Source organism: Bradyrhizobium sp. th-b2 (assembly GCF_000426785.1).
Lineage (GTDB): Bacteria > Pseudomonadota > Alphaproteobacteria > Rhizobiales > Xanthobacteraceae > Bradyrhizobium > Bradyrhizobium septentrionale.
Genome location: NZ_AUGA01000006.1, coordinates 242,860 through 267,134, shown reverse-complemented (window position 1 = coordinate 267,134; position 24,275 = coordinate 242,860). Strand labels below are relative to the sequence as shown.

The following is a 24,275-nucleotide window of genomic DNA, read 5'->3' as shown; positions in this document are numbered from 1 at the left end:
CGCGACCGGCACGGCGGTGATGCCGTCCGCCGTGAGCGCGGCCGCCGGCATGCCGTTCGATCTCGCAGCCCCCGCCGACCTCGCCACCAACCGCAAGAACATGGCCCTGCTGGTCCAGCTGCGCTGGATCGCGGTGATCGGCCAGATCGCGACCATCGGCTTCGTGCAGTTCTGGATGGGCGTCGCGCTTCCGCTGATGCCGATGGCCGCCGTGATCTCGGGGCTGGTGGCGCTCAATCTCGTCAGCCTGCTGTGGCTGCGCTACCGCGCCGACATCAACAACCGCGAGCTCCTGATCGCGCTGACGCTCGACGTTGCTGCGCTCACCGTCCTGCTCTATCTCAGCGGCGGCGCCACCAATCCCTTCACGTCGCTCTATCTGCTGCAGGTCACGCTTGGCGCGGTGCTGCTCGACGCCCCCTCCACCTGGTCGCTGGTGGCGCTGGTGTGCATGAACTTCGCCTGGCTGACCAGCTACTACCGGCCGCTGGAGCTGCCGCAGCAGGGCTTTGCCGATGCGTTCAACCTCCATATCGTCGGCACCTTCATCGGCCTCGTGCTCGACGCCGTGCTGCTCGTGGTGTTCATGACGCGGATCAACCGCAACCTGCGGGACCGCGACCTCCGCCTCGCGGCGCTGCGCCAGCACGCGGCCGAACAGGACCATATCGTCCGGATGGGGCTGCTGGCCTCCGGCGCCGCGCACGAGCTCGGCACGCCGCTCGCTTCGCTCTCGGTCATCCTGGGTGACTGGCGCCGGATGCCCGCGCTCGCCTCCGATCCCGAGCTGTCGCAAGACCTCGGCGAGATGGAGATCTCGGTGCAGCGCTGCAAGACGATCGTCACCGGCATTCTGCTGTCGGCCGGCGAGGCCCGCGGCGAAGGCTCCTCGCCGACCACGGTCGCCGCATTCCTGTCGGCGCTGGTCGAGGAATGGCGGACGTCGCGGCCGTCGGCCACGCTGTATTTCCGCAACGCCTTCGGGGCCGATCTGCCGATCGTCTCCGACATCGCACTCAAGCAGGCGATCTTCAACGTGCTCGACAATGCCGCCGAGGTCTCGCGCGACTGGATCGAGCTGACGGCAGAGCGCGATCGCGACAGGCTGGTGCTGTCAGTGATCGATCGCGGCCCCGGCTTCTCGCGCGAGATGCTGGCGCATGTCGGCAAGCCGTATCAATCGACCAAGGGCAGCCCCGGCAGCGGCCTTGGCCTGTTCCTGGTCGGCAACGTGGTGCGCAAGCTGGGCGGCGTGGTGACGGCGCGCAACCGGCCGGACATCGGCGCCGCGGTCAGGCTCGAGCTGCCGCTCTCGACGCTCGCGATCGGAGACCATCTTGACGGATGAACGCCAGCTCCTGATCGTCGAGGACGACGCAGGCTTTGCCCGCACACTGAAGCGCTCGTTCGAGCGCCGCGGCTACGGCGTCGCGGTATCGGCCTCGCTCGACGAGGTCCGGCATCTCCTGGAAGTACAATCGCCCGGCTATGCCGTGGTCGACCTGAAGCTCGCCGGTGGCGCCTCCGGTCTCGCCTGCGTCGAAGCGCTGCACGCGCATGATCCGGAGATGCTGATCGTCGTGCTGACCGGGTTCGCCAGCATCGCGACCGCAGTGGAGGCGATCAAGCTCGGCGCCTGCCACTATCTGGCAAAACCGTCGAACACCGACGACATCGAGGCCGCATTCCTTAAAGCGCAAGGCAACGCCGCCATCGAAGTCGGCGCGCGGCCGACCTCGATCAAGACGCTGGAATGGGAGCGCATCCACCAGACGCTGATCGAGACCGACTTCAACATCTCCGAAGCCGCCCGCCGCCTCGGCATGCACCGCCGGACGCTGGCGCGCAAGCTCGAGAAGCAGCGGGTGAAGTAGCCGATAGAGGCGGGTGACGCCAACGAGACACGCGAATGCGCGCCTGATTCAGCCGGCCGCCCCTCGCTCCGTCACGACATCGCGGCAACATCAGCCGCAGTGTCGATGTACTCCTGAAAACGGACCGCCTTTCCGTCGCGGTACTTGAAAACGTGGGCCCATTCGTTCGTTACGGTCTTGCCTGTTCTCTTTGCCCGCGCCGTGAGTGTGCCCAAGACCACGACGGTGTCGCCCTGCTCGATCATCTCACGCGGAGCAAACTCGCTGAATTCCAAATTCTCGCCGACCTGGACGAAGAAGTTTGCAATCTGCTGCTTTCCCCTGAAGGTCCCCGCCCAAGGCAATTTATCCTGGGGACCTGGGGTTATCCACGTGCAGTCGTCATCGATCAGATCCCTGATGAGCGCTGGAATGTCACCACGTTGAAAGGCCTCATAGCCCTTCCTGGTTGCCTCAACATTGGATGCCATCGGATTTCTCCTCTGCAAATTGTTGGGTCATCTTAACGTCGATCCAATAACGGCAGGGCGGCCAGCATAGCATGCCGGGCACCGATTGCCGTCGTCATCCGTGAAACAACTCAAGACGATTCTGGTCAGGATCGTTTACGTGGCTTTCGAGCCGTTTGGCATCCGGAGGTTTCGCGCGCCTCACCTCGATCGGGGGCTGAAATGGAACGCATCCACCGGATCCTGATCGAGACCGATTGCAGCACACCGACATCGCCGCTTCGGCATGCACCGCCGTACGCTCGCGCGCAAGCTCGAGAAGCAGCGGGTGAAGTATCTGCGGATCGAGCGGCCCCGGATTTCGCTTCGCTTCATCCGGACTACGAATAGAGAGCCGCGTGGACGCAGCGTTGCCGTTTACTTCGGTGGCGTTGCAACGCGCGCCGCGCAAACAAAAAGCCCGGTCTTGTGACCGGGCTTTTGATCTGAAACCTTGCAGCGCTGCTTAGGCGGCTTCGTCGGCGACGCTGGTATCGTCGCCATCGCTGTCGAGATCCTCACCGTCGGCATCGCCCTCGCCTTCACCCTCGGCTTCGGCCTTGGCGCCGCGGCGCGGGCTCTTGGCGAGTTGGCCTTCGATCTCCTTGATCGCCTCGGTCTCGGTCGAGTGCTGCACGACCGCGATTTCGCGCGATAGACGGTCGAGCGCCGCTTCATAGAGCTGGCGCTCGCTGTAGGACTGCTCGGGCTGCGATTCAGAACGATAGAGATCGCGGACCACCTCGGCGATCGCGACGATGTCGCCCGAGTTGATCTTCGCTTCGTATTCCTGGGCGCGGCGCGACCACATGGTGCGCTTAACGCGGGCGCGGCCCTTCAGCGTCTCCAGTGCCTTCTTGACCAGCGCCGGCTCCGACAGCTTGCGCATGCCGACATTGGCGACCTTCGCCGTCGGAACGCGCAGCGTCATCTTGTCCTTCATGAAATTGATCACGAACAGCTCAAGCTTGGCGCCCGCGATCTCCTGCTCCTCGATCGCCAGGATCTGGCCGACGCCGTGAGCGGGATAGACCACGAATTCATTGGCCTTGAAGCCCTGACGCTGGGTCACGACCTTCTTCTCTGCGGGGGGCGGCGCGACGGCCGGCTTGGCGGCAACCTTCGGAGCAGCGGCGGGGACGGCAGCCTTCGGGGCAGCCGGCTTCGGCGCAGCAGCAACAGTCTTGGGGGCGGCCTTCGCAGCAGCGGGCTTCGCAGCTGCCGCTTTCGCAGCAGTCTTGGCAGTCTTTTCTGGCATCACGCTTCTTTTGTTCTTTGAGGACTTTGCAGCCGCCGCCTTCTTGACCCCCTTCACGGGCGCCTTGGCACGGCCCTTGGTTGCGCTGCGGGCAACGACAGCGGCTTTTTTCGTCGTCTTTGAAGCACTCTTTTTACGCGTTTTCTGTGACACAGCCTGCGCGCGGAAACTGCCACGCCCCTGTTCGATGTTTGCGGGAACCTCGAAGCCACAAGGTACGCATGGCAGGGGGTTCTTGGCCTGTAATGTGCCCAATATAGCACATTTTCCGCAAAAATCAATGGTTTACGCCCGATTCCGGGCATAACAGGGGACGCTCGGGTCAGATGTCCGTCATTAGGGTTAAATCGGCGGGCCGGACGGAGGGCCGCGGCGACCCCAAGCCCGCCCTTATCGGGGTAGTCCCGAGGGTGACAGGCGAACTTAGTCGCCGCTGCCCGGATTCGCAGAAAAATATTTCTCGAACTTGCCTTCCTTGCCTTCCCACTCCTTGGCGTCCTCGGGCGAGTCCTTCTTCTGGGTGATGTTCGGCCAGCTCTTGGCGTAGTCGCGGTTGACCTCGAGCCACTTTTCCAGCCCCGGCTCGGTGTCCGGCTTGATCGCATCAGCCGGGCATTCCGGCTCGCACACGCCGCAATCGATGCATTCGTCCGGATGGATCACCAGCATGTTCTCGCCCTCGTAGAAGCAATCGACGGGGCAGACCTCGACGCAGTCGGTATATTTGCACTTAATGCAGGCTTCAGTGACGACGTAGGTCATCCAAAACTCCGAAACGATCCACTTTTTCCGGGGTTGCGTAGCGCAGGAATACCGGAGCCGCAAGGAATTGCTGGCCCTAAATAGCTATTCCTTGCCTCCTTGCAAATCCTCGCAAAGCAGGCGCGCGGACGCGGCGTCGCCGCGCCGTTCGGCAAAGCCGATCACTTTCAGCACACGGACGCTGTTGTCGAGCGCGACGGTGACGACGTCACCCAGCTTCACGGCATGGCCCGGCGATTTCTCGCGCGTGCCGTTGATGCGGACATGCCCTGATGCGACAAGTTCAGCCGCGCTGGTGCGGGCCTTCACCACCCGCGCATGCCACAGCCATTTGTCGAGGCGCTGTCGATCCAAGCTTCAGACCAAGGTTGGATTATTCCTTCCGGCCGGCGAGCTGCTCCTTCAGCGCAGCGAGCTTGGCGAAGGGCGAGTTCGGATCGATCGGCCGGTCGCGCTCACGCGGCGTGCTCGCGCTCGAGGCATAGGGCCGATGCGACGGGCCGCCCTCGCGCTTGTCACGCCCGCCCTTGTCGCGGCCGCCGCGATCACGATCGCCGCCCTTGCGGCCGCCGCCGAATTTCTCGCCGCGCCGCTCATTGTCACGATCGCGGCCCTTGCCCTCGAAGCGCTCGCGGCGCTGGCCCTTGTCGTCACGATTGTCCTGGCGATTATCTTGGCGGTTGTCGCGGGCCGGCGCGCCATCGGCCGGCGCGACGGAAGCTGCCGCAGCGCCGTCAGCGGGTGCTGCGCCCGGACGCGGCGCGCGGAAGTCGTGGTGACGGCGCGGACGGCGATGCTGCTCGCGCTTCTCGCCTCCCTCGCCACCGCCTTCTGCGGCCTGCGCGCCTTCGGCGGGCTTGTTCTGGTGACGGCCGCGATTGCGATCGTGACCGCGATGATGCGGACGGCGTTCTCCATCGGAGCGGCCGCCGGGACGCCAGACTTCGACCAGTTGCGGCTCGGCCGGCGTTTCCGCGGCTGCGGGAGCGGCCTCGGCGGTGTCAGCGTCAGCGCTCGCGGGCTCCGCGGGCGCCTCAGTGGCAGCCTCAGGCGCCTCCGCAGCGGCTTCCGCGGCAGGCGCAGGCTCGGCTGCGGCTTCAGCGGCGGGCGCCTCAGCAGCGGGTTCTTCGGCCGCGGCGGGCGCGTCGACGGGAGCGGCACGCTCCGCTGCGGCATCCTGGTGCGTCTCGATGACGACCGGCGTCGCCTCACTGGCAACCACCTCGGCAAAGCCGACATCGGGCAGCAGCGCGGCCGACGGCGCGGGATCGCCGGATACCGGCTGATCGACAGCAGCTTCGGCCTCGGGCGCTTCGACCTCGGGCGCTGCGGCAGCCTCCACCGCATCGGTCGTGACCTCTGCGGCGGCGTCGGCCGGCGCATCGGCAGCGGCATCGACCGGCGCATCCGCGCCAGCGTCAGCACCAGCCTCGACCGGCGGTGCCTTGCCGGCAACCGTCTCGGTGGTCTCGACCGGTGCGGCCTCAACCGCCTTCGGCGGCAGCGGCGGACGGCGGTCCATGCGATAGCCGAGCGCACGCAGGATCGAGGCAAAATCCTCACCGGCGGAGCCGGTCAGCGAGGTCATCGCCTGCGTCACGACAAAGCCGCGGCCGTCGAAGGCGCCTGTGGGCTTTTCGCCCGGCGAGGTCTCGCGCCAGGCCAGCGCCGGACGGATCAGATCGGCAAGCCGCTCCAGGATGTCGACGCGCACCGCGCGCTCGCCGCACTGGCGATAGCCGAGCACGCGATAGCCATCGCGCGGCAACGTCTTGTCGACCGGGAACGAGGTGCGGCCGCTGGATGCGAGATGCTGCACATTCGACAGCGCCGCCATGTCGACATTGTTCTGCTTCTCGGCCCACAACAGCGAAGCCAGCGAGCGCGCCGCGGGCTTCAGCAGCTGCGGGAAATAGATGTGATAGGCGCCGAACCGCACGCCGTATTTGCGCAGCGCGGCGCGCGAGGGCTGGTCGAGATCCTTCATCTCGGCCGCGATCTTGCTGCGCTCGAGCACGCCGAGCGCCTCGACCAGCTGGAACGCGATGCCGCGGGCGATGCCCTGGATATCCTCGGCCTTGGACAGTTCGAACAACGGCCCGAGCAGTTTTTCGATATGCGTTTTGAGCCAGAGATCGAGCCTGGTCTGCACGGCTTCGCGCGAGGCGCCGGTCAGCCGCTCGTCGGAAATGATGCGCAGCCGCGGATGCAGCGCGTCCTCGGCGGCGACGAGCTTGGCGACCGCATCGCCGGTCCAGCGGATGGTGCCGTCGGAGGTCAGCACGAACTGCTCGTCGGGGGCGGCACCCAGTTTCTCGGCGCGCGCATCGATCTCGCGCGCCAGCACCTGCTGGGCGGCGGCTTGCAGCGCCTTGGCGTCGCTGCCGGCCTCGGCCGCATCAGGTGCAAAGGTGAAACCATCGAGCCGGCCGATCACATGACCTTCCACGATCACTTCGCCGGTCTTGCCAATTTCCGTATTCAAAACTGAGTTCTCCCGCAGGCGGCGCATCAATACACTGGTCCGCCTGTCAACGAAACGCTCCGTGAGCCGTTCATGCAGCGCATCGGATAATTTATTTTCGAGATCGCGCGTGATCCCCTGCCAGTGCTCCGGGTCATACAGCCAGTCCGGCCGGTTGGCCACAAAGGTCCAGGTCCGGATCTGCGCGATCCGGCCCGATAGCGTGTCGATATCGCCGTCGGTCCGGTTGGCCTGGTCGACCTGGGCGGCAAACCATGCGTCAGGGATACGACCCTTTTGCATCAGGAAGCCATACAGCGTGGTCACGAGTTCGGCATGGGCGGCCGGCGACAGCTTTCGATAGTCCGGAACCTGGCAGGCCTCCCATAGCCGCTCCACCGCTTTAGCCCCATGCGCGAATTCGCGCACCTCGGCGTCGCGCGCGACATGGTCGAGCACGCGCTGGTCCTCGGCGATCGGGGCCCGTGTCAGTGCCTCATGATTGGGCGCCTGCGCCAGCGACACCTGCAGCGCGCCGAGCGAGGCGAAATCGAGCTTCGCGTTGCGCCATTGCAACATCTTGACGCTGTCGAAGGTGTGGTTCTGCAGCGCGTTGACGAGCTCCGGCTCGAACGGCGCGCAGCGTCCCGTCGTACCAAACGTGCCGTTGCGCGTGGCGCGGCCGGCGCGGCCCGCGATCTGGGCGAATTCGGCCGGCGTCAGCCGGCGGAACTGATAGCCGTCATATTTGCGGTCGGAGGCGAAGGCGACGTGATCGACGTCGAGATTGAGCCCCATGCCGACCGCGTCGGTGGCGACGAGATAATCGACGTCGCCGTTCTGGAACATCTCGACCTGCGCATTGCGCGTGCGCGGTGACAGCGAGCCCAGCACAACAGCCGCGCCGCCATGCTGGCGGCGGATCAATTCGGCGATCGCATAGACCTCATCCGCCGAGAACGCGACGATCGCGGTGCGTCGCGGCTGCCGCGTGATCTTGCGGTCGCCGGCGAATTCGAGCTGCGAGAGCCGCGGCCGCGTGACCATCGAGGCGCCCGGCAACAGCCGCTCGATGATCGGCCGCATCGTCGCAGCGCCCAGCAGCAGCGTCTCGTCGCGGCCGCGGCGGTTGAGCATGCGATCGGTGAACACATGCCCGCGCTCGAGATCGGCGGCGATCTGGATCTCGTCGACCGCGAGGAACGACACATCGAGATCGCGCGGCATCGCTTCCACGGTCGAGACCCAGAACCGCGGCGCCTTCGGCTTGATCTTCTCTTCGCCGGTGATCAGCGCGACATTGTCGACGCCGGCGCGATCCGCGATCTTGTTGTAAACCTCGCGCGCGAGCAGCCGCAGCGGCAACCCGATCAGCCCCGACGAATGCGCAAGCATGCGCTCGATCGCGAGATGCGTCTTGCCGGTGTTGGTCGGGCCAAGCACCGCAGTGACGCCTGCGCCGGGCACGCGGTCATTTCCGAACGAGGATGAGAAAGCCATATTTTGCAGGTGTTTCTTGAATTGTTGGCAAGATCCCTAACCCGTCATCCCCGCGCAAAGGCCCCGCCTTTGTCGCTGTGAGGAGCGCGTCAGCGCGTCTCGAAGGATGCACGGCCGAGATCTATCCGTTTGCGGCGGTCTTGATGAGACAGCGGGGCCGTCGCCCTTCGAGACGGCCGCTCCGCGGCCTCCTCAGGGTGACGGTGAGGGATTGACGCTTTCGTCTTCACTCCTTCACGCGTCCTTTCGCAAAATCTGTCTCACAATGCGACGCTTTCTGCGCCCGGCTTAAGCTTCGGAACGACTCCGGAACGAATCGCGCCCGAATCGGTGACTCCATTCCAGGCCTGAAACGTTCACCGCAACATCTCGGGTGGACCTGACGGCGGCGGCACTAGATCAAGTTTGAGAGGGCTCCACAAGCACAGGATATGCGGACTGAATTCCTTAAATTCCAGAGGGGGCCGAGTCGAATCAGAAGCAGGCAAGAGTCAACTGGATTCCGGTGACGTCTGTTGCATTCCGCGGGGTCCCTAACTCGTCATGCCCGGGCTTGACCCGGGCATCCATCAACCAAGAAAGACCTCTCTCGAAAACGATGGATTGCCGGGTCAAGCCCGGCAATGACGAGATTGCCCCTACTGCGTCTTCGCCACGCGCGGCGGCGCGGCGGTGGTGACGAACGTGGTGGCTTCCAGCATGGCCTGGCCGAGCGGGGTCGGGATCGTCATGCGGAACGGCACCAGCAGGCGGGTGCCCGCGATCGGCACGAAGGCGATCTCGATGTTGCGCTGGGCGGCGAGGTATTTGATGACGGGGCGATCCGGGATGTAGCCCGAGACCGGCACGAAATAGAGCGCGCAGACCAGCGCCGGGCCGTGATAGCCGCGCTCGGCCTTGACGATCTCGACCCGCTTGAAATCGAGCTTGAGGTCGTAGCGCATGCGGCCGTCGAACACGCCGGCGCCGGTGCGGCAGACATCCGGGCTCATCAGTTCGGCATTGCCGGGGGCGCGCAGGAACGAGCCGGTCATCGGATCGAACACGCCCTTCTTCTGCGCGTCCGACACCGGCAGGCGGTCGGCATCGACCGGCGGCTCCGGTTCGATGGTGGATTCCTTGATGGCGCCGTTGGCCAGCACCATCCGGATCGTCTCGGATTTCTTCGCGGTGGTGGTGGTCGCGGTGTAGGAGTTCGCGACCAGCGAGCCGTTGACGACGCGGCCCTGCGAGGCACCCGAGCCGCTGCCGCCGGAAAACGCCTTCAGAAGCCCCGCGGTGCCGCCCTGGGCCGAGGCCGAGAAAGAGTCGTCGCCGATTTCGATGGTCCAGGCGCCCTTGCCGACCGGGATACCGGCCAAGGTCGCCTCATACTTGGCGTCAAGCCGCCCCTGCGCGCTGGCGCGCTCGGCGCAAAACAGCAGGAGGGCACCAGCGCACAGGCCGATGAGCCGGCCGAGCGGGGGCAAAAGGGCAATCGTGGTGGTCACTTACGTACCTGACGGTCCTGCTATCGGCGCTCGGTTCGTTGTCCAATTCCGCCAAGTCACATCAGCATGTCACATCGGCCGGACAACACGCGCATCTCTTATGGAACCAAGACTTGCAGCCGAATACGCCCTTTATATGGTTGCTATATCCGACGTTAAGTGGCTGGAACGGCTTATGAACCGCCATTTCCCGGACCGCCCGTGCGGCGATATAATCTTGACGCTTGGGCGATCTGCCCCTATACACCCGCGGTTCCTGGAAAATGGACGCGAATTCAAAACCCCCGCGCGGGCCGCGTGATCGCACGCGCCGCCAGAGGCGGGGATGCAATAAGGATTTTGTAAGATGTCCCGGCGCTGCGAACTGACGGCCAAGGGCCCCCAGACGGGCCACAAGGTGAGCCACTCCAACATCAAGACCAAGCGGCGCTTCCTGCCGAACCTGGCCAACGTGACCTTCATCTCGGACGCGCTCGGCCGCAACGTGCGCCTGCGCGTCTCGACCAATGCGCTCAAGAGCGTCGACCACAATGGCGGCCTCGATGCCTACCTGATCAAGGCCAAGGCTGAGGTGCTGTCGCCCCGCGCGCTGGATCTCAAGCGCGCGATCGAGAAGAAGGTCGGCAAGGCGGTGTTCGTGAAGAAGGCGAGCTGAGCTAGCCACAAGCGCGAAAGCGCGGAGAGAGTTTTGAACGGCCGGGTCGGATGACCCGGCCGTTTTTGTTTGTTCATATCCCGATGCATCAATGCGCCGGTGTCATGTCTTTCAAGAAATCTCTCAATCCCTCCTTCACCCGGCCCGTAGGCTCCACGATCGGCGAAATTCCCCAACGCTGAAAGATCGCCTGCTCAACCGGATTGGGATTCGCCATAAAGATATAGCTTGGAGGCCGGTCTAATTTTGAGCCAGCTGCTCGCCAGATTTTCGTGAGCCTATGGAAGAGATATCTAACATTGATGTCGGAGAGGCTGTACCCGATGAAAAGGACGGGATGCCGCAGCACGTCCGCTCTAAGCATCTGGTCGAGCGGCGACTCGAAGTCGAGCCGTTCAAAATAGCTACTCTCAGTGAGAATTTCGGGCGACGACGCCCTCGATGCGACCGGTGAACACTTCGATTTTCTTTCCGTCGCAATAAGCCAGATAGGTAATCGCTGTAACCGCCGGGTCTGCGGATTGGCCAACAATTTCTGCAAGCCTCTTATTCTTGAGTTTATTCCAAAATATCTCGGTAAGTCCTCCGGGGAATCCGCCGAGAAAGGGAAACTGCAAACCGGTGTGATCTACAAAGATTGGACGTTTGATTTTGGCAAACGCTTTAACAACTTTGTCTCGAACCAACACCTCCATGTCATCCGTTTGAATTTCGTCGATCGAGACGGATGCCTTCACGAGATCATACCGTGTTCCTTTGAAGAGTTTCCGAAACTCACCAAACTTGTAGTCATTCTTGGTCAGAAACCTCAGATCCATGTTGAACCCTTCATCCGAACGCAGTGTTGCGTTGCGCGTTGACCAGGATGAATGTTGTTCTCTTCGTGATCTCCTTTAGATTCTCCGCACCGATATACGTCATGGCCGACCTCACCCCTCCACTAATTTGAGAGAGGGTCACTTTGACCTCACCCTTGTACGGAATGCTTACAGTCTTGCCTTCCGCTGCACGGTACTCGGCAACGCCCCCGTGATATTTGGTCATCGCGGTCTCAGACGACATGCCGTAGAATGTCATACTCTTGGGAACACGTTTGCCTTCAACGTCCTCGTATTGGACCTCGCCTGCGCACTTCGCGTGACCAGCAAGCATCCCACCCAACATGACAAAGTCCGCACCGCCGCCAATCGCCTTCACGATGTCTCCTGGCACTACGCAACCGCCGTCCGAACAAACATGCCCCTTTAGTCCGTGCGCAGCGTCCGCACACTCTATGACAGCCGAAAGCTGAGGAAATCCGATTCCGGTCAAGTCTCGGGTTGTACACACCGACCCCGAGCCAATTCCAACTCTGACAATATCTGCACCAGCTAGTATCAGCGCTTCCGTGATCTCAGCCGTCACCACTGTCCCGGCCATGATTATCGCAGAGGGATTGTCCTCGCGTAGCTTGGTCACGGCGCCTAAGAACTGCTCCGTGTATCCGTTCGCTACGTCGATACTGATCATCGGAACAACAATTTGCTCCTTCACTTTGGCCAGCTTTTCCCGATCTTCCGTGGAAGTGCCGATCGTGTAGAAGGTCGAACCGGAAGCTTCGGTGCGGAAGAAATCTACTAGGTCTGCCACGTCGTAGTACTTGTGCAATGCGACAAGCGCTTTGAAGGGCGCGAATGCACGCGCCATCTCGAAAGTACCAACCGTGTCCATGTTGGAAGCGATTATCGGAAAACCCGCCCACTCTCGTGTCGAATGACGAAAATGAAATGTCCTCGCGATGTTGGCTTCCGACCTAGACGTCAATGTCGAACGTTTCGGTCGGATGAGTACGTCACGAAAATCCAGCTTCAAATCTGTTTCAATGTGCATTTTAGCCAAGCCTCGCCAACCGGCAGTTAAGAGTACGAGCTTATAAGTAGGGATCACCCAGAACAACTAGACGTTGTTCCTCTACCGGCCCTTCGGCTTCAAGAAATTTCCCGATGACCCGACAACGCGAGCGACTTCGTTAACCGTGGCTCGGCCGAGACGGGATAACGGCTTTCGGCGCTTGAACAGTACATTCCCGCAGTGCTCCGAAACGCGGGCCTTCCGTATCAACAGCGATAGTTTTGTGTGAACTGTGCGCGGCAATTAAGGGTCAAGGAGTGCGCTAAAAATCAAATTTCAATAACGTTTTCAATACGATACACCCTGTCCAGTCCCCGCAAAGAAAATATTCCTCTTCCCCGGCACCCCAACTCAGCATTACAAGCAGCGCGTCCCGCCTCCTCTGAGAGGGGCGTATCGCGATCGTCACGGACGTTGGGTGCGGGATGCGGTGGACGCTGTGGGTGCGCTTGACGAGCGCACCTCATCGCGGACGGTGAAAGCGTGTGGTCCTGACGCCCTAGCGGCCGGTGTCCCCTCGCGAAGCGCGCAAGCGTTTCTGCGGAGGCGGTGACAAGCAAGCCAAGTCTCGCCGGGGAGAGCACGTATAAGCCGTAACCCATCCGCGCGGGGAACGCCGGGATCGCCCGGCCGTACCTGTGGTCCTACCTCCCGAGCTTTTTGTTGCTCGGGACCCATGGGTGCGTGCTGGCACCCGGCGTTCCCTGCGCCCTCTGCTCCATCAGCGAGGGTCACACTGCCGCAAAGCTCGGGCCGATCCGGCCGCGAGGCTGCGTGCGCTCACCCTCTCCTGCTGTCTGACAGGTGAATCGATCCGAACAACGCGCATGCGTGGCAACGCGTGAGTGGTTTTTTCTTTGTGTGATGACGCATGGAGTAAAATCATTCATCACCTTGGACTGGAAGAGATGGATTGCGCTGTCTCACCAAAGTTTCCGCCTTCGCCAAAGGCTTCGGCGGACAAGACGGCGTGACAAGTCCGCCAACTTGCGGCGCAAAGAGTCCGCTGACAGCTGTTGCCAATGACAGCGGTGTCATCACGCGAATCCATATTGATGCGTCGAGAGCGCGTGAAGAAAGCCTTAACGCGCCGGCGTTAACCGACAAAGAAAGCCTATAAATCACGGCAAAAAGCGGCTTGTCGCGCCGAAGCCTTCGGCGAAGGCGGAACGTTAATCACAAACTCATTCGCATCATCACGAGCGCATGAGGCGCATGCAAAACGCCACGATCTCTTCCAGATGTTAGTGTGCAAACAAGCCGTCCGACACGATTGCGATTCGACGCGGCCACGCCGCGCGGGTTCGAAAACCGTGAAGGACATCACGGCCGGCACAACTGATCGTGAGGCATGTGCGCCGCACTCTTGGGAAGAAGCCAGGCCGTAACTACATCACGCCCAAAGAACGACTCAGTACAAGGAATTGATCAATGCAAGTTCGCGCAGCCGATCCGCGCGGAAGACTGGTGCCTGCACTCGCAACCGCCGCCGTGGCGGTGCTGGCCACGGCCGCCCTCGTCGTCCTCGAATTCAACCCGCCCCGCAATGTGCTGAAGGGCGAGCCCGGCATGATCACCTCCGCCGCCGCCAGCCGCGCCGGCGCCACCGTGCTGCCGTCCGATCCGATCACGACCGGCAGCGTGCGGTATCGCTGAGGGCGTCGCTATTTCATCATCGTCGTCCCGGCGAAAGCCGGGACCCATTACCACTAATGTTTGCCGTTCCGCGAAATGTTGCCCCAGCGTCGTACCCAATAAGCAGCCGGGGTAATGGGTCCCGGCTTTCGCCGGGACGACGGCAAAAATAGTAGTCCCCCGCCGCATTTTCGCATCCCTGCCCCGGCGTCTCGCCACAAGCCCGACACCCACGGCCTCACGTAAGCTCTCCCCCGCGAACAATAAGAACGCCACTGGGAGGCTCACGATGACATCGAAGGCCATTTGCAAGGCCATCACGGCTCTGGCTGCGCTTGCGCTCGCGACACAGGTGCAAGCCGCCGAGAAGAAATATGGCGCGGGTGCCAGCGACACCGAGATCAAGCTCGGGCAGACCTCGCCATTTTCAGGCGCAGCGTCGGCCTACAGCGTGATCGCGAAGACGCAAGCAGCGTACTTCAAGATGATCAACGACCAGGGCGGCGTGAACGGGCGCAAGGTCACCCTGATCACGCTCGACAACGGCTACTCGCCGCCGAAGACGGTGGAGCAGACCCGCAAGCTGGTGGAGCAGGAGGAGGTCGCCGCGATCCTCAATCCGCTGGGCACGCCGACCGGCCTCGCCGTGCGCAAATATCTCAACGACAAGAAAGTGCCGCAGCTGTTCGTCGGCGCCGGCGCCACGCTATGGGGCGACTATGCGCATTATCCGTGGTCGATCGGCTTCCAGCCGTCGTACCAGGCCGAGACCGCGGTCTACGCCAAATATGTGCTGACCAACAAGCCGGACGCCAAGATCGCGCTGTTCTACCAGAACGACGACGCCGGCAAGGATTACGGCAACGGCTTCAAGAAGGGACTGGGGCCCGAGAACACCGCGAAGATGGTGGTGGCGGAGACGACTTACGAGTCGACCGATCCGACGGTCGACAGCCAGATCGTGAAGCTGAAATCGTCGGGCGCCAACGTGCTGTTCATGCACGCGATCCCCAAGCAGGCGGCGCAGGCGATCAAGAAGATTGGCGAGATCGGCTGGAAGCCGGACCTGTTCTTCCTCGCGGCGACCTCGACCTCGGTGTCCTCGGTGCTGAAGCCGGCCGGCTTCGAATACTCGAAGGACATCATCTCGTCCTACTCGCTGAAGGATCCGAACGATCCGCAGTGGAAAGACGATAAGGATGTGATCGCCTGGCAGAGCTTCATGAAGAATTACTTCCCCGACGGCAATCTGCAGGATCAGCTGATCGTCTACGGCTATGTGGTGGCGGAGGCGACGGTGCAGGTGCTGAAGCAATGCGGTGACGACCTCACCCATGAGAACATCATGAAGCAGGCCGCCAACCTCGACATCGCGCTGCCGATGTTCCTGCCCGGCATCAAGGTGAAGACCTCGCCGACCGACTATTTCCCGGTCGAGGCAATGCGGCTGCAGAAGTTCAACGGGGAAACGTGGCAGCTGTTCGGCGACACGATCGGGAATGATTGAGGGGCGTTGTTGAACGCGATCCCACCCACATCGTCGTCCCGGCGAAAGCCGGGACCCATTACCCCGAGTTGATGTGTGGCGCGACGCTGGAGCCACAGCCTGCTCCCACAACAGGCTGCGGTGGTCATGGATCCTGGCCTTCGCCGGGACGACGAGGAGGTTAGACTGCCCGGACGACGGGAGGTTAGACTCCCCGCTCCAGCAACACCCGAAAATCCGCCCGCGCGCGCTGCGCCTCGGCCCGCGCAGCTTCCGACGCATCGCCGAGCCCGAAATAGCCGTGAATCAATCCCTCGCCGGCATGATACGTCACCGGCACACCGGCCGCCTGCAACGCCTTCGCATAGGCCTGGCCCTCGTCGCGCAGCGGGTCGAACCAGGCGGTGGTGACGACAGCCGGCCCGACACCGGCGAGAGACTTCGCGCGCAGCGGCGAGACGCGCCAGTCGGAGCCCTCAGCCGGGTCCGCGAGATAATGCCCGCAGAACCACTGCATCGTCGCACGCGTCAGGAAATAGCCCTCGGCATTCTCCGCGCGCGACGGAAATTTGGCGTTCTCGCCCGCGTCGGCAAAGCCGCCGGCCACATCAGTGACGGGATAGACGAGCAGCTGCCCGGCGAGCCTGATGCCGGCGTCGCGGCAGGCGAGCGCCGTGGTGGCGGCGAGATTGCCGCCCGCGGAATCGCCGGCGACGCCGACGCGAGAGAGATCGCCGCCGAACTCGCCGATGCGCGCGACCACGTTGCGGATCGCGGCGAACGCATCCTCGAACGCGCCGGGAAAGCGCGTCTCCGGCGGGCGGCGGTAATCGACCGAGATCACCACCGCGCCGGTTTCGATCACGAGGTTGCGCGCCTGGCGGTCATGGGTCTCGAGATCGCCGGCGACCCAGCCGCCGCCGTGGAAGAAGATCACGGTCGGCGCCCGCCCGTTGCCGCTGCGATAGAGCCGCGCGGCGAGCTTCCCCGCGGCGCCCTGCACCGCGATATCCCGCGCCACATCGACCGGCGGTGGCGGCACCGCCTTGCGCGCCTCGGCCAGCGCCCGCAGCGAATCGCGGGCGCTCTGCGGCGTCATGGTGGTGGGATCGCGCAGCGGCAGCAGCGGGATGATCTTCTCAATGACGGGATCGAGCGGAAGCGGCATGATCGTGCTTTCTCGGGAGCAGTTGCCGTCTATCTGACAACATGCTCCCGAAAAGCACAACCATCATGCCAACCGTCATGCCACGTGTTGCGCGAGCTGCTCCGGCGCGGCCTCGCCCTCCTCGCCGGCGGGCTCAGCCTGCGCGGCGGGCGCAGCGGCCAGTTCCTTGGCCAGCGCGGTGGCGCCGACATAGTCGGTTTTGCCGGTGCCGAGCAGCGGCACCTTGTCGACGACGCGGATGTCGGCGGGCACCGCGAGCTCGGAGGCGCCGGCGCTCTTGGCCTGGCGCTGCATCGCGGCGCGGTCGGCATCCTTCTGCGTGGTGAGCAGCACGATGCGCTCGCCCTTGCGCTGATCGGGCAGCGTGACCGCAACCGACATCGCCTGCGGCCACAGCGCGGTCGCCATGGTCTCCACCGCGGACAGCGAGACCATCTCGCCGGCGATCTTGGCAAAGCGCTTGGCGCGGCCCTTGATCGCGATAAAGCCCTGCGCGTCGACCGAGACGATATCGCCGGTGTCGTGCCAGCCATCGGGCAGCGGCTCGAGCACACCGGGATTTTCGGCACGGAGATAGCCGATCATCACGTTCGGGCCCTTCACCGACAGACGTCCACCTTCCTCGATGCCGGGGACCGGATCGAGACGATACTGCATCAGCGGCGAGATGCGGCCGACGGTGCCCTGGCGGTTCGCCATCGGCGTGTTCATCGCGAGCACCGGCGCGGTCTCGGTGACGCCGTAGCCTTCGAGGATGCGGATGCCGTAACGCTCCATGTAGATCTGCCGCGTGCGCTCCTTCACCGCCTCCGCACCGGCGATGACGAGCCGCAGCGTGCGGAAGTCATAGGCATGCGCCGAGCGGGCGTAGCCGGTGAGGAACGTGTCGGTGCCGAACAGGATGGTCGCGCCGGTCTGGTAGATCAGCTCGGGCACGATCCGGTAATGCAGCGGCGACGGATACATGAAGATCGGGATGCCGCCGAGAAGCGGCATCATCATGCCGCCGGTCAGGCCAAACGAGTGGAACACCGGCAAGACGTTGAACACCTTGTCATTGGCATTGGCATCGACCCGCGCCAGCGCCTGCGCCGCGTTGGCGAGGATGTTGCGGTGGGACAGCACGACGCCCTTCGGCGTGCCTTCCGAACCCGAGGTGAACAGGATGACCGCGGGATCGTTGGCGTTGCGAGTGACGCGCGGCGCGATGCCGGCGCGGAAACCGGCGATCTTGTCGGCGAGGCTGATGCCGACCCTGACATCCTCGAGATAGACGACGCGCGCCTGGCCCGCGATCGCCGCGATCAGCTTGTCGAGCTTGCCCTTCTCGATGAAGGCCTGCGAGGTCAGCACGGTCTTGACCTGCGCCGCCTTCATCGCGGCCAGCACGTTGACCGGGCCGGCCGAGAAGTTGAGCATCGCCGGCACGCGGCCGATGGTCTGCAGCGCAAAGAAAACGACGGCGACGCCGGCCGAATTCGGCAGCAGCACGCCGACATTCTCACCGACCGCGGTGTCCTGCTCGAGCTTGCGGCTCAACACCTGCGCGCCGAGGATCAGCTTGCGATAGGTCAGCTTGGTGCCGAGCGCGTCCTCGATGATCGGCTTGCCGGTATCGCGGTCGCGACAGGCGTGGCCGAGGCCCTCGAACAGCGTCTGGTCGAGCATCGCGTTCTTGACCATGGCGTCGATCATGACGTCCTGCAGCGCGGCACCGGCGGCGTTGCGGCGCGCCTTGCCCCGCAGCGTCTGATCGATCGGCAGCTTCACCGGCGGCAGGATCGAGATCGTCACCTTGGGAAACCAGGAGCGCTTGATCTCGCCGTTCTTGAGATAGCTGAGATGCGAACGCTGCGCGCCCTCGATGCGGACCGGGACGACGACCGCATCGGCCTTGTCGGCGATCATCGCGGTGCCGTCATAGACCTTCATCAGCGAACCGGAGACCGTGATGCGCCCTTCCGGGAAGATCACGACCGGCTCGCCGGCGGCCACCAGCTTGATCAGGTCGCGCGCGGCCAGCGGCTTGGATGGATCCATCGTGTAGTGCTTGATCATCTTCAGGAACGGCTTGGCCCACCACGCCTTGGAGATGCCGGTGTCGACGGCGAAGCTCGCATCGATCGGCAGGGTGGCGTGCAGCAGCGGGCCGTCGACCAGGCTGACATGGTTGGGCGCGATCAGCATCCGCGTGCCCTCGGGCGGCAGGTTCTCCATGCCGCGCACCTCGACCCGGAACAGCGCACGGAACAGCAACGCGCCGAAATCGCGCACGCCCTCCTTGCCCCACTTGCTCAGCACGAACCAAACGGTGCCGAAGCTCGCGATGGCAAGACCGAAGAAGATCCAGGCGATCGCAAGCCCCGCGGCCTGCAGCGCGCCGACGAACACCGCACCGGCGACCATGAAGCCGGCCTGCAAAATGTTGCCGGCGGCGATGATGCGGGCGCGTTCGGACGGCGCGGTCCAGGCCTGCACTGCGGCAAACGACGGCACCACGAACAGGCCGCCGCCGAAGGCGAACAGGAAGAAGTCGGCCAGCATGCGGAAGCCGCCGAACGAGCTCGCAAACGCAGCCGCGGTGACCTCCTTGCCGAGCGACGTGGTTGCGATCGCCCAGGCAAGGTCGAGGCCGATCACGCCCATCACGATGGCGCCGATCGGCACCAGCGCGAGATTCGGACGGACATGGCTCAGCTGCGCCGCGAACAGCGAGCCGGCGGCGATGCCGATCGCGAACACGGCGAGGCACAGCGTGACCACGCCCTCGGTGCCGCCGACGCCTTCCTTGATCAGCGCGGGCAGCAGCGACAGCACGATCGCGCCGACCATCCAGAACCAGGACACGATCACCATGCCGTCCCAGAGCCGCGGTTCGGCGTAGAGCGACTTCAGCAGGCGCACGGTCGAGGTCCAGGGATTCTTGGTGATCGACAGATCAGGCGCGGAGGGCTGCGTCAGGGGGATGCGGGATGCGAACGCCCAGGACAAGACCGACAGGCCGACGACGGCGGCGCAGATCCAGCCCATGTGGCTGGCGCCGGCGACGAACATGCCACCGGCAATGGTGCCGATCAGGATCGCCATGAAGGTTGCGCCCTCGACCAGCGCGTTGCCGGTAGCAAGCTCGGAGACCGAGAGCTGGTCGGGCAGCACCGCATACTTCACCGGACCGAACAGCGCGGCGACGATGCCGAACAGCGCCAGTGCGATGAACAGCAGCGGGATCGAATGGGTGAAGAAGCCGGCTGCGGCAAACGCCGCGGCGAAAATCTCGAAGAACTTCAGCCGGCGGGCGACGACGGATTTGACGTAACGGTCGGCGAGCTCGCCGCCGAGCGCCGACAGCACAAAGAACGGCGCGATGAAGACCGCACCCGCAAGCTGAACCAGCGCCGGCCCCTGCTCGTTGGCGACGCCATAGAGCAGCATGATCACCAGGGCATTCTTCAGCACGTTGTCGTTCAACGCCGAGCAGAACTGCGACCAGAACAGCGGCGCGAAGCGGCGGGACGACATCAATTCCTTGATCATGACCGTTTCCTTGGGTTAGCGCGCAAGGCGCTGGCAGGTCTGCGAGTTCGGGTGGCAGAGAATGGTGAGCGTGGTAAAATGACGGAGATGCCGCAGCCTTTAGTCTTTTCCGCAACGTATCGGTTCGAACCGGCGCACATCCGCCGGCGCCGGAATACCGGGACATTGCCCGCCAGAGATGTACGAGACCTTATCCAGACCTGGGGTTGCTCGGCGCCGAGGCGGGTTCGCGGGGGACATGGTGAGCGCTTTGTTGAGGTTTCGGCGACAATTGCCGCCGGACCGCTTCAGGTCAGTTCACTCAACCCGCGGAACGGCGACCACCGACAGTGGCGCGGCTTGCACCCGCGGCTGCCCGAGGCCGCCGGACGCGGCGCGCGCCGGTCCGCGCACCGCTGTTCCAGGACACCTGCGACGTCGCAGGCACGGGCGATCCGCTCGATCGGCTCCATCGCCGGGGAGAGGATGGCGCGGCCAAAGCCCTTCACGAACTCGATCGCGTCATCGACAAGGGTGGTGGTCAATTGAAGTGCTAGGGTCTGCATGTGAGTGGCCTCCTAAGCCAACTTGAGCAACGCTCAAATTAGTAATACGAAAATGAACATTGTTCAAGAAGAATCACGACGAGACCGGAAAAAACTTCAGCGGCGGACCCTGCTGATCGAGATCGCACGGCGGTTAATCGCCACTAAGGGATTGAGATCATTGAAGGTTCGAGACGTCGCCGAGGCCGCCGGATGCTCCATCGGCAGCGTCTATAACGAGTTTGGCGACTTCGATGGCCTGATCCTGACGGTGAACCGGGAGACCGTCGAGGCCCTGACCACACGGCTCAAGGCGGTTCCAGTCGACGATCCCCTGCGCCAGTTGCACGGGCTCGCCGACGCCTATCTCGGCTTCGCGAGCGAGCACGCCAATCTGCTGCGCTCGCTGTTCGAGCACCGGATGGAGGACGACCGGCCATTTCCGGAAGATATCCTCGTGATGGTGATGGACGCGTTCGCGCTGATGCACGCGCCGCTGCTGCGGCTGCTGCCCGATCGCGCTCCCGACGATGTCGCGCTGCTGTCGCGGATGATGTTCTCCGCGGTCCACGGCATCATCTCGCTGGGCCTCGAGGAGCGCATGGTCGCGGTGCCGCCGGAGCGGCTGCGCGAGCGGCTCGCGCAATTCGTCGACACGCATCTTGCTGGATTGGGCGTAACCCGCAGGCCGTAGTCAGGCTCGCGTGCCGCGATCATGTTTGATTGCGTGCGACGCGCCCTGAGCGGCCGAGCGTCCAGAGCGGCTCAAGAAATACCACTCCGGTGCCGCCCTCCCGGAAGATCAGCTTGAACTCGATCCGTCCGTCCGCGGTGATGGAGGCCGAATGCAGTCCAGCATTGCCGTCGTATCGCAAGGTGTCGTCCAGGACATGCCCGGTGAAGCCGCCGGCAAAGCCAGGTCCGGGTGTACGGCTGTGCGGCATGGCCGGTCCATTCACGAGATAGCCGGTCGCGACACCATCCCGATCGACGCTCGTGACGATCATCATGAACTGGCGGTGCGAGTTGATCCATCCTTCGTCGCTCACCCACACGCCGAGAAAGCGGCGGACACTGTCCGGCACGTCGTTTGCCGGCGCGTGAACGCGAAAGGCCGGAAGCGGCAACTGCTTCTCGACGGCCAGCGCAGTGATCCGCTCGACATCCTGATCTGGCACAATGCCGTGATCCTGCGGCGCGAACCAGTTCGCCAATTCCGCCAGGGGATGCCGCATCCCGTTTGCGATCGGCGGCACGAATGCGAGCGCGGCGAAGGCGATCGCCGACAGGCCGGCGACAAGCAACCATCGGGGAAACACGGCCAAGCGTCCTGCAACGGCGCGCGGAGCGGATGTCGCGCCCGCGGCATCCCGCGGTGCGTGTTCGTGCGATGCCGAAATCGGCTTAGCATCGAGGCGATAACCCCGGCGCGATACCGTCTTGATGATGCGGTGGTCGTCATCCCGCAGTTTCAGGCGCAGCTCGCGGATGCATTGGACCAGCGAATCGTCTGAAACAGCGACGTGGCCCCACACCGCCTCGTGCAGATCCTGCTTGGAGACCAGCCGCCCGGCATTTCTGGCGAGACAGCCGAGCACCGCGAACGACTTCGGCCTGAGATCAAGTTCGACGCCATCCGCGCGCGCGACGCCACGGGCGAAGTCCAGCTCAAAGGCATCAAATATCAATACGGAATCAGTCGCCGGGTTCATAGAGGTCACTCCATGCCCACAGACGGCACCAATCCGGGAAATTTAGCAGGAAAATCGTCGTTCTGTCACTTCTTCATCAGGACTTCCCCGCGGCGCAGCCGATAGTGGCAGACCGGCCTGGCATCATTTCCGGGCACGCGGGAGGTTGACCATGTCGAGGACGCCATTTGCCGTGTTGGTCGGGGGTGTCCTGGCGCTCGCGGCAGTGCAATCAGGACACGGCCAGGCGCAGAACGTCGTGAAGGTCGGCCTGGTGATGCCGTTGACCGGCGTTTTAGGGCCGGTCGGCAAACAGGCGGTCGCTGGGGCGAGGCTCTACATGGCGCAACACGGCGACACGGTCGCCGGCCGCAAGATCGAACTGATCGTCCGGGACGACGCGAGCGTGCCCGACAATGCCAAGCGCATTGCGCAGGAGCTGATCGTCAACGACAAGGTCGCGATCCTCGGTGGCGGACTGACGCCGAGCGTGCTGGCGCTCGCACCGCTGGTCAATGAGAGCAAGACCGCAACCGTCGTCATGGTCTCGGGCACGTCGATCGTGACCGATCGGTCGCCCTACTTCGTGCGCACCAGCTGGACGCACGCGCAGCAGGCCAGCGTACTGGCTGATTGGGCGGCCAAGAACGGATCGAAGCGGGCCACCATCATCGCGTCCGACTGGGCACCCGGGTACGAAGCCGCCGGCGTGTTTGCGGCGAGCTTCACCGCGGCAGGCGGATCGATCGTCGAGGCGTTGAAAGTGCCGCTGGCCAATCCCGACTTCGCTCCGTTCCTGCAGCGCGCGCGGGACGGCAATCCCGACACCCTGTTCATTTTCGTTCCGACAAGCCAGGCCGGCATCCTGGCCAAACAGTTTGTCGAGCGCGGGCTCGACAAGAGCGGGATCAAGCTGATCGGCCCCGGCGACATCGCCGACGACGAGGACCTGCCGGGGATGAGCGATGCCATGATCGGCACGATCACGGCGGGGTTCTACTCCGCCTATCATCCGTCGGACCTGAACCGCGACTATGTCGCCGCGTTCCGCAAGGCCAACGCCAATGTCCGCCCGAACTTCATCAGCGTCAGCGCCTATGACGGCATGCATCTGATCTACCAGGCGCTGCAGGCTACCGGCGGCAAGACCAACGGCGACGCGCTGGTCGAGGCCATGAAGGGCATGGCCTGGGAAAGCCCGCGCGGCCCGATGTCGATCGATCCGAAGACCCGCGAAGTCGTCCACAACATCTACATTCGCAAGGTCGAGAAGATCGGAGGCGAGCTCTACAGCGTCGAGCAGGAAACCTTCCAGGCGATCAAGGATCCCACCAAGGTCGCGAACAGGTAAAGCAGGACGGAGCGGCAACTCTTCCGGCGCGGCGTCGCTTCGACGCCTCAGACGCGGGTGCGCGCGATCGTGCCGGCGACGATCTGCATGGCGACGCCGAGCACCCAGCCCGCCATGATGGTCGCGGTCCAGGCGATGTCCGGCTCGCTGCGCAGCACGACGACACCGACCGAGAAGAATGCAACCATGGTCGCGAGGAAGGTGCCGACCGCGCTGAGCAGCTCAGCCGCGTCGATCTTGCGCGTCGAATTCGAGTCCTTCGGATGGAAGAGCTTTGGCGGCGTATCGATGCCGACATAGAAGCCGATCGCGCCGCCCAGCATCATGAGCAGCAAGAAGGCCTGCGAGGTCAGCGCCGACACGCTCGAGCCGACATGGATGGCGACGAACAGACCGCTCGCGGCTCCCGCCAAAGCAAGGCCGAAGCGCTCCAGGATATGGGCAAACTTTCTGACGCGGCTGCGCATGGCTGTGCCTCATCAATGAATTGCACCGCTGGCAGGCT

The 24,275-nt window shown here is 63.8% G+C and carries 21 protein-coding genes; 7 read left to right on the top strand and 14 right to left on the bottom strand.

Translation table 11 applies throughout. The annotated features are described in order from the left end of the window. Positions 1-19 precede the first annotated feature (19 nt). Positions 20-1,348 (top strand): ATP-binding protein, encoded by a 1,329-nt coding sequence (locus K359_RS0112320; protein WP_371261151.1) that lies wholly within the window; start codon positions 20-22, stop codon positions 1,346-1,348. Continuing rightward, complete coding sequence (locus K359_RS0112315) at positions 1,338-1,874, top strand: response regulator transcription factor (RefSeq protein WP_029079624.1); 537 nt, start codon at positions 1,338-1,340, stop codon at positions 1,872-1,874. Before K359_RS0112320 ends, K359_RS0112315 begins: the two co-directional genes overlap by 11 nt. A gap of 71 nt (positions 1,875-1,945) precedes the next feature. Here K359_RS0112315 and K359_RS0112310 read toward each other — a convergent pair whose 3' ends face one another. The 6 genes from K359_RS0112310 to K359_RS0112280 form a co-directional block, all read right to left on the bottom strand. Further along, positions 1,946-2,344 (bottom strand): nuclear transport factor 2 family protein, encoded by a 399-nt coding sequence (locus K359_RS0112310; RefSeq protein WP_029079623.1) that lies wholly within the window; start codon positions 2,342-2,344, stop codon positions 1,946-1,948. Positions 2,345-2,828: 484 nt separating this feature from the next. Further along, positions 2,829-3,620: a CarD family transcriptional regulator gene (locus tag K359_RS0112300; protein ID WP_084518370.1), complete on the bottom strand. Its 792-nt coding sequence runs from the start codon at positions 3,618-3,620 to the stop codon at positions 2,829-2,831. A gap of 423 nt (positions 3,621-4,043) precedes the next feature. Then, complete coding sequence (gene fdxA, locus K359_RS0112295; protein ID WP_029079620.1) at positions 4,044-4,382, bottom strand: ferredoxin FdxA; 339 nt, start codon at positions 4,380-4,382, stop codon at positions 4,044-4,046. Between the two features lie 84 nt (positions 4,383-4,466). Then, positions 4,467-4,736, bottom strand: a complete 270-nt coding sequence (locus K359_RS0112290; RefSeq protein WP_029079619.1) for an RNA-binding S4 domain-containing protein — start codon at positions 4,734-4,736, stop codon at positions 4,467-4,469. Positions 4,737-4,755: 19 nt separating this feature from the next. Continuing rightward, positions 4,756-8,346 (bottom strand): helicase-related protein, encoded by a 3,591-nt coding sequence (locus K359_RS0112285; RefSeq protein WP_029079618.1) that lies wholly within the window; start codon positions 8,344-8,346, stop codon positions 4,756-4,758. 638 nt (positions 8,347-8,984) lie between these two features. Continuing rightward, entirely contained in the window at positions 8,985-9,815 is an 831-nt protein-coding gene (locus K359_RS0112280) for a DUF3108 domain-containing protein (RefSeq protein WP_084518366.1), read from the bottom strand. A gap of 367 nt (positions 9,816-10,182) precedes the next feature. Between K359_RS0112280 and rpmB the strand changes: the two genes are divergently transcribed. Next, entirely contained in the window at positions 10,183-10,491 is a 309-nt protein-coding gene (rpmB, locus tag K359_RS0112275; RefSeq protein WP_029079616.1) for a 50S ribosomal protein L28, read from the top strand. An 88-nt stretch (positions 10,492-10,579) separates the two neighbouring features. Here rpmB and K359_RS66175 read toward each other — a convergent pair whose 3' ends face one another. The 3 genes from K359_RS66175 to K359_RS0112260 are packed head-to-tail and all read right to left on the bottom strand — an operon-like array spanning position 10,580 to position 12,417. Continuing rightward, positions 10,580-10,855 (bottom strand): SIR2 family protein, encoded by a 276-nt coding sequence (locus K359_RS66175; RefSeq protein ID WP_029079615.1) that lies wholly within the window; start codon positions 10,853-10,855, stop codon positions 10,580-10,582. A gap of 46 nt (positions 10,856-10,901) precedes the next feature. Further along, positions 10,902-11,309 (bottom strand): non-canonical purine NTP pyrophosphatase, encoded by a 408-nt coding sequence (locus tag K359_RS51760; protein ID WP_051346097.1) that lies wholly within the window; start codon positions 11,307-11,309, stop codon positions 10,902-10,904. 10 nt (positions 11,310-11,319) lie between these two features. Beyond that, positions 11,320-12,417, bottom strand: coding sequence for a GMP reductase (locus K359_RS0112260; RefSeq protein WP_245284584.1), 1,098 nt, complete (start codon positions 12,415-12,417; stop codon positions 11,320-11,322). A 1,395-nt stretch (positions 12,418-13,812) separates the two neighbouring features. Between K359_RS0112260 and K359_RS0112255 the strand changes: the two genes are divergently transcribed. Together K359_RS0112255 and K359_RS0112250 are read left to right on the top strand one after the other, a co-directional pair. Further along, entirely contained in the window at positions 13,813-14,037 is a 225-nt protein-coding gene (locus K359_RS0112255; RefSeq protein ID WP_029079613.1) for a hypothetical protein, read from the top strand. A 268-nt stretch (positions 14,038-14,305) separates the two neighbouring features. Beyond that, positions 14,306-15,523: an ABC transporter substrate-binding protein gene (locus tag K359_RS0112250; protein ID WP_029079612.1), complete on the top strand. Its 1,218-nt coding sequence runs from the start codon at positions 14,306-14,308 to the stop codon at positions 15,521-15,523. Between the two features lie 184 nt (positions 15,524-15,707). Here the strand turns inward: K359_RS0112250 and K359_RS0112245 are convergent, their stop codons facing one another. The 3 genes from K359_RS0112245 to K359_RS0112235 all read right to left on the bottom strand — a co-directional run bounded on the left by K359_RS0112245 (position 15,708) and on the right by K359_RS0112235 (position 20,749). Further along, the gene (locus K359_RS0112245; RefSeq protein ID WP_029079611.1) at positions 15,708-16,670 is read right to left on the bottom strand and encodes an alpha/beta hydrolase; all 963 of its coding nucleotides are present in this window, start codon (positions 16,668-16,670) and stop codon (positions 15,708-15,710) included. Positions 16,671-16,745: 75 nt separating this feature from the next. Further along, positions 16,746-20,204 carry an acyl-[ACP]--phospholipid O-acyltransferase gene (locus tag K359_RS0112240; RefSeq protein WP_029079610.1) on the bottom strand — a complete coding sequence of 1,153 codons (3,459 nt, stop codon included), beginning with the start codon at positions 20,202-20,204 and terminating at the stop codon, positions 16,746-16,748. Between the two features lie 287 nt (positions 20,205-20,491). Beyond that, positions 20,492-20,749, bottom strand: a complete 258-nt coding sequence (locus K359_RS0112235; RefSeq protein WP_029079609.1) for a hypothetical protein — start codon at positions 20,747-20,749, stop codon at positions 20,492-20,494. Between the two features lie 52 nt (positions 20,750-20,801). Between K359_RS0112235 and K359_RS0112230 the strand changes: the two genes are divergently transcribed. Beyond that, complete coding sequence (locus K359_RS0112230) at positions 20,802-21,422, top strand: TetR/AcrR family transcriptional regulator (RefSeq protein ID WP_029079608.1); 621 nt, start codon at positions 20,802-20,804, stop codon at positions 21,420-21,422. A 19-nt stretch (positions 21,423-21,441) separates the two neighbouring features. On the opposite strand, the gene K359_RS57220 is transcribed toward K359_RS0112230, so the two are convergent. Then, positions 21,442-22,440, bottom strand: a complete 999-nt coding sequence (locus tag K359_RS57220; protein ID WP_051346096.1) for a winged helix-turn-helix domain-containing protein — start codon at positions 22,438-22,440, stop codon at positions 21,442-21,444. A gap of 151 nt (positions 22,441-22,591) precedes the next feature. On the opposite strand from K359_RS57220, the gene K359_RS0112220 reads away from it, so the two are divergent. Then, a complete protein-coding gene (locus K359_RS0112220) occupies positions 22,592-23,770 on the top strand; it encodes an ABC transporter substrate-binding protein (protein ID WP_035976485.1) in 1,179 nt (392 codons plus the stop codon). Positions 23,771-23,817: 47 nt separating this feature from the next. Here K359_RS0112220 and K359_RS0112215 read toward each other — a convergent pair whose 3' ends face one another. After that, on the bottom strand, positions 23,818-24,237 hold the full coding sequence (locus tag K359_RS0112215; protein WP_029079606.1) for a hypothetical protein: 420 nt from the start codon (positions 24,235-24,237) through the stop codon (positions 23,818-23,820). Positions 24,238-24,275 lie beyond the last annotated feature (38 nt).

What these genes read in the sequence shown, in the direction of transcription:
- K359_RS0112320 (WP_371261151.1), top strand. Translation starts at nt 20, where the DNA reads ATGCCGTCCGCCGTGAGCGCGGCCGCCGGCATGCCGTTCGATCTCGCA.
- K359_RS0112310 (WP_029079623.1), bottom strand. Translation starts at nt 2,344, where the DNA reads ATGGCATCCAATGTTGAGGCAACCAGGAAGGGCTATGAGGCCTTTCAA.
- K359_RS0112300 (WP_084518370.1), bottom strand. Translation starts at nt 3,620, where the DNA reads ATGCCAGAAAAGACTGCCAAGACTGCTGCGAAAGCGGCAGCTGCGAAG.
- fdxA (WP_029079620.1), bottom strand. Translation starts at nt 4,382, where the DNA reads ATGACCTACGTCGTCACTGAAGCCTGCATTAAGTGCAAATATACCGAC.
- K359_RS0112285 (WP_029079618.1), bottom strand. Translation starts at nt 8,346, where the DNA reads ATGGCTTTCTCATCCTCGTTCGGAAATGACCGCGTGCCCGGCGCAGGC.
- rpmB (WP_029079616.1), top strand. Translation starts at nt 10,183, where the DNA reads ATGTCCCGGCGCTGCGAACTGACGGCCAAGGGCCCCCAGACGGGCCAC.
- K359_RS66175 (WP_029079615.1), bottom strand. Translation starts at nt 10,855, where the DNA reads ATGCTTAGAGCGGACGTGCTGCGGCATCCCGTCCTTTTCATCGGGTAC.
- K359_RS51760 (WP_051346097.1), bottom strand. Translation starts at nt 11,309, where the DNA reads ATGGATCTGAGGTTTCTGACCAAGAATGACTACAAGTTTGGTGAGTTT.
- K359_RS0112255 (WP_029079613.1), top strand. Translation starts at nt 13,813, where the DNA reads ATGCAAGTTCGCGCAGCCGATCCGCGCGGAAGACTGGTGCCTGCACTC.
- K359_RS0112250 (WP_029079612.1), top strand. Translation starts at nt 14,306, where the DNA reads ATGACATCGAAGGCCATTTGCAAGGCCATCACGGCTCTGGCTGCGCTT.
- K359_RS0112245 (WP_029079611.1), bottom strand. Translation starts at nt 16,670, where the DNA reads ATGCCGCTTCCGCTCGATCCCGTCATTGAGAAGATCATCCCGCTGCTG.
- K359_RS0112240 (WP_029079610.1), bottom strand. Translation starts at nt 20,204, where the DNA reads ATGATCAAGGAATTGATGTCGTCCCGCCGCTTCGCGCCGCTGTTCTGG.
- K359_RS0112235 (WP_029079609.1), bottom strand. Translation starts at nt 20,749, where the DNA reads ATGCAGACCCTAGCACTTCAATTGACCACCACCCTTGTCGATGACGCG.
- K359_RS0112230 (WP_029079608.1), top strand. Translation starts at nt 20,802, where the DNA reads ATGAACATTGTTCAAGAAGAATCACGACGAGACCGGAAAAAACTTCAG.
- K359_RS57220 (WP_051346096.1), bottom strand. Translation starts at nt 22,440, where the DNA reads ATGAACCCGGCGACTGATTCCGTATTGATATTTGATGCCTTTGAGCTG.
- K359_RS0112220 (WP_035976485.1), top strand. Translation starts at nt 22,592, where the DNA reads ATGTCGAGGACGCCATTTGCCGTGTTGGTCGGGGGTGTCCTGGCGCTC.
- K359_RS0112215 (WP_029079606.1), bottom strand. Translation starts at nt 24,237, where the DNA reads ATGCGCAGCCGCGTCAGAAAGTTTGCCCATATCCTGGAGCGCTTCGGC.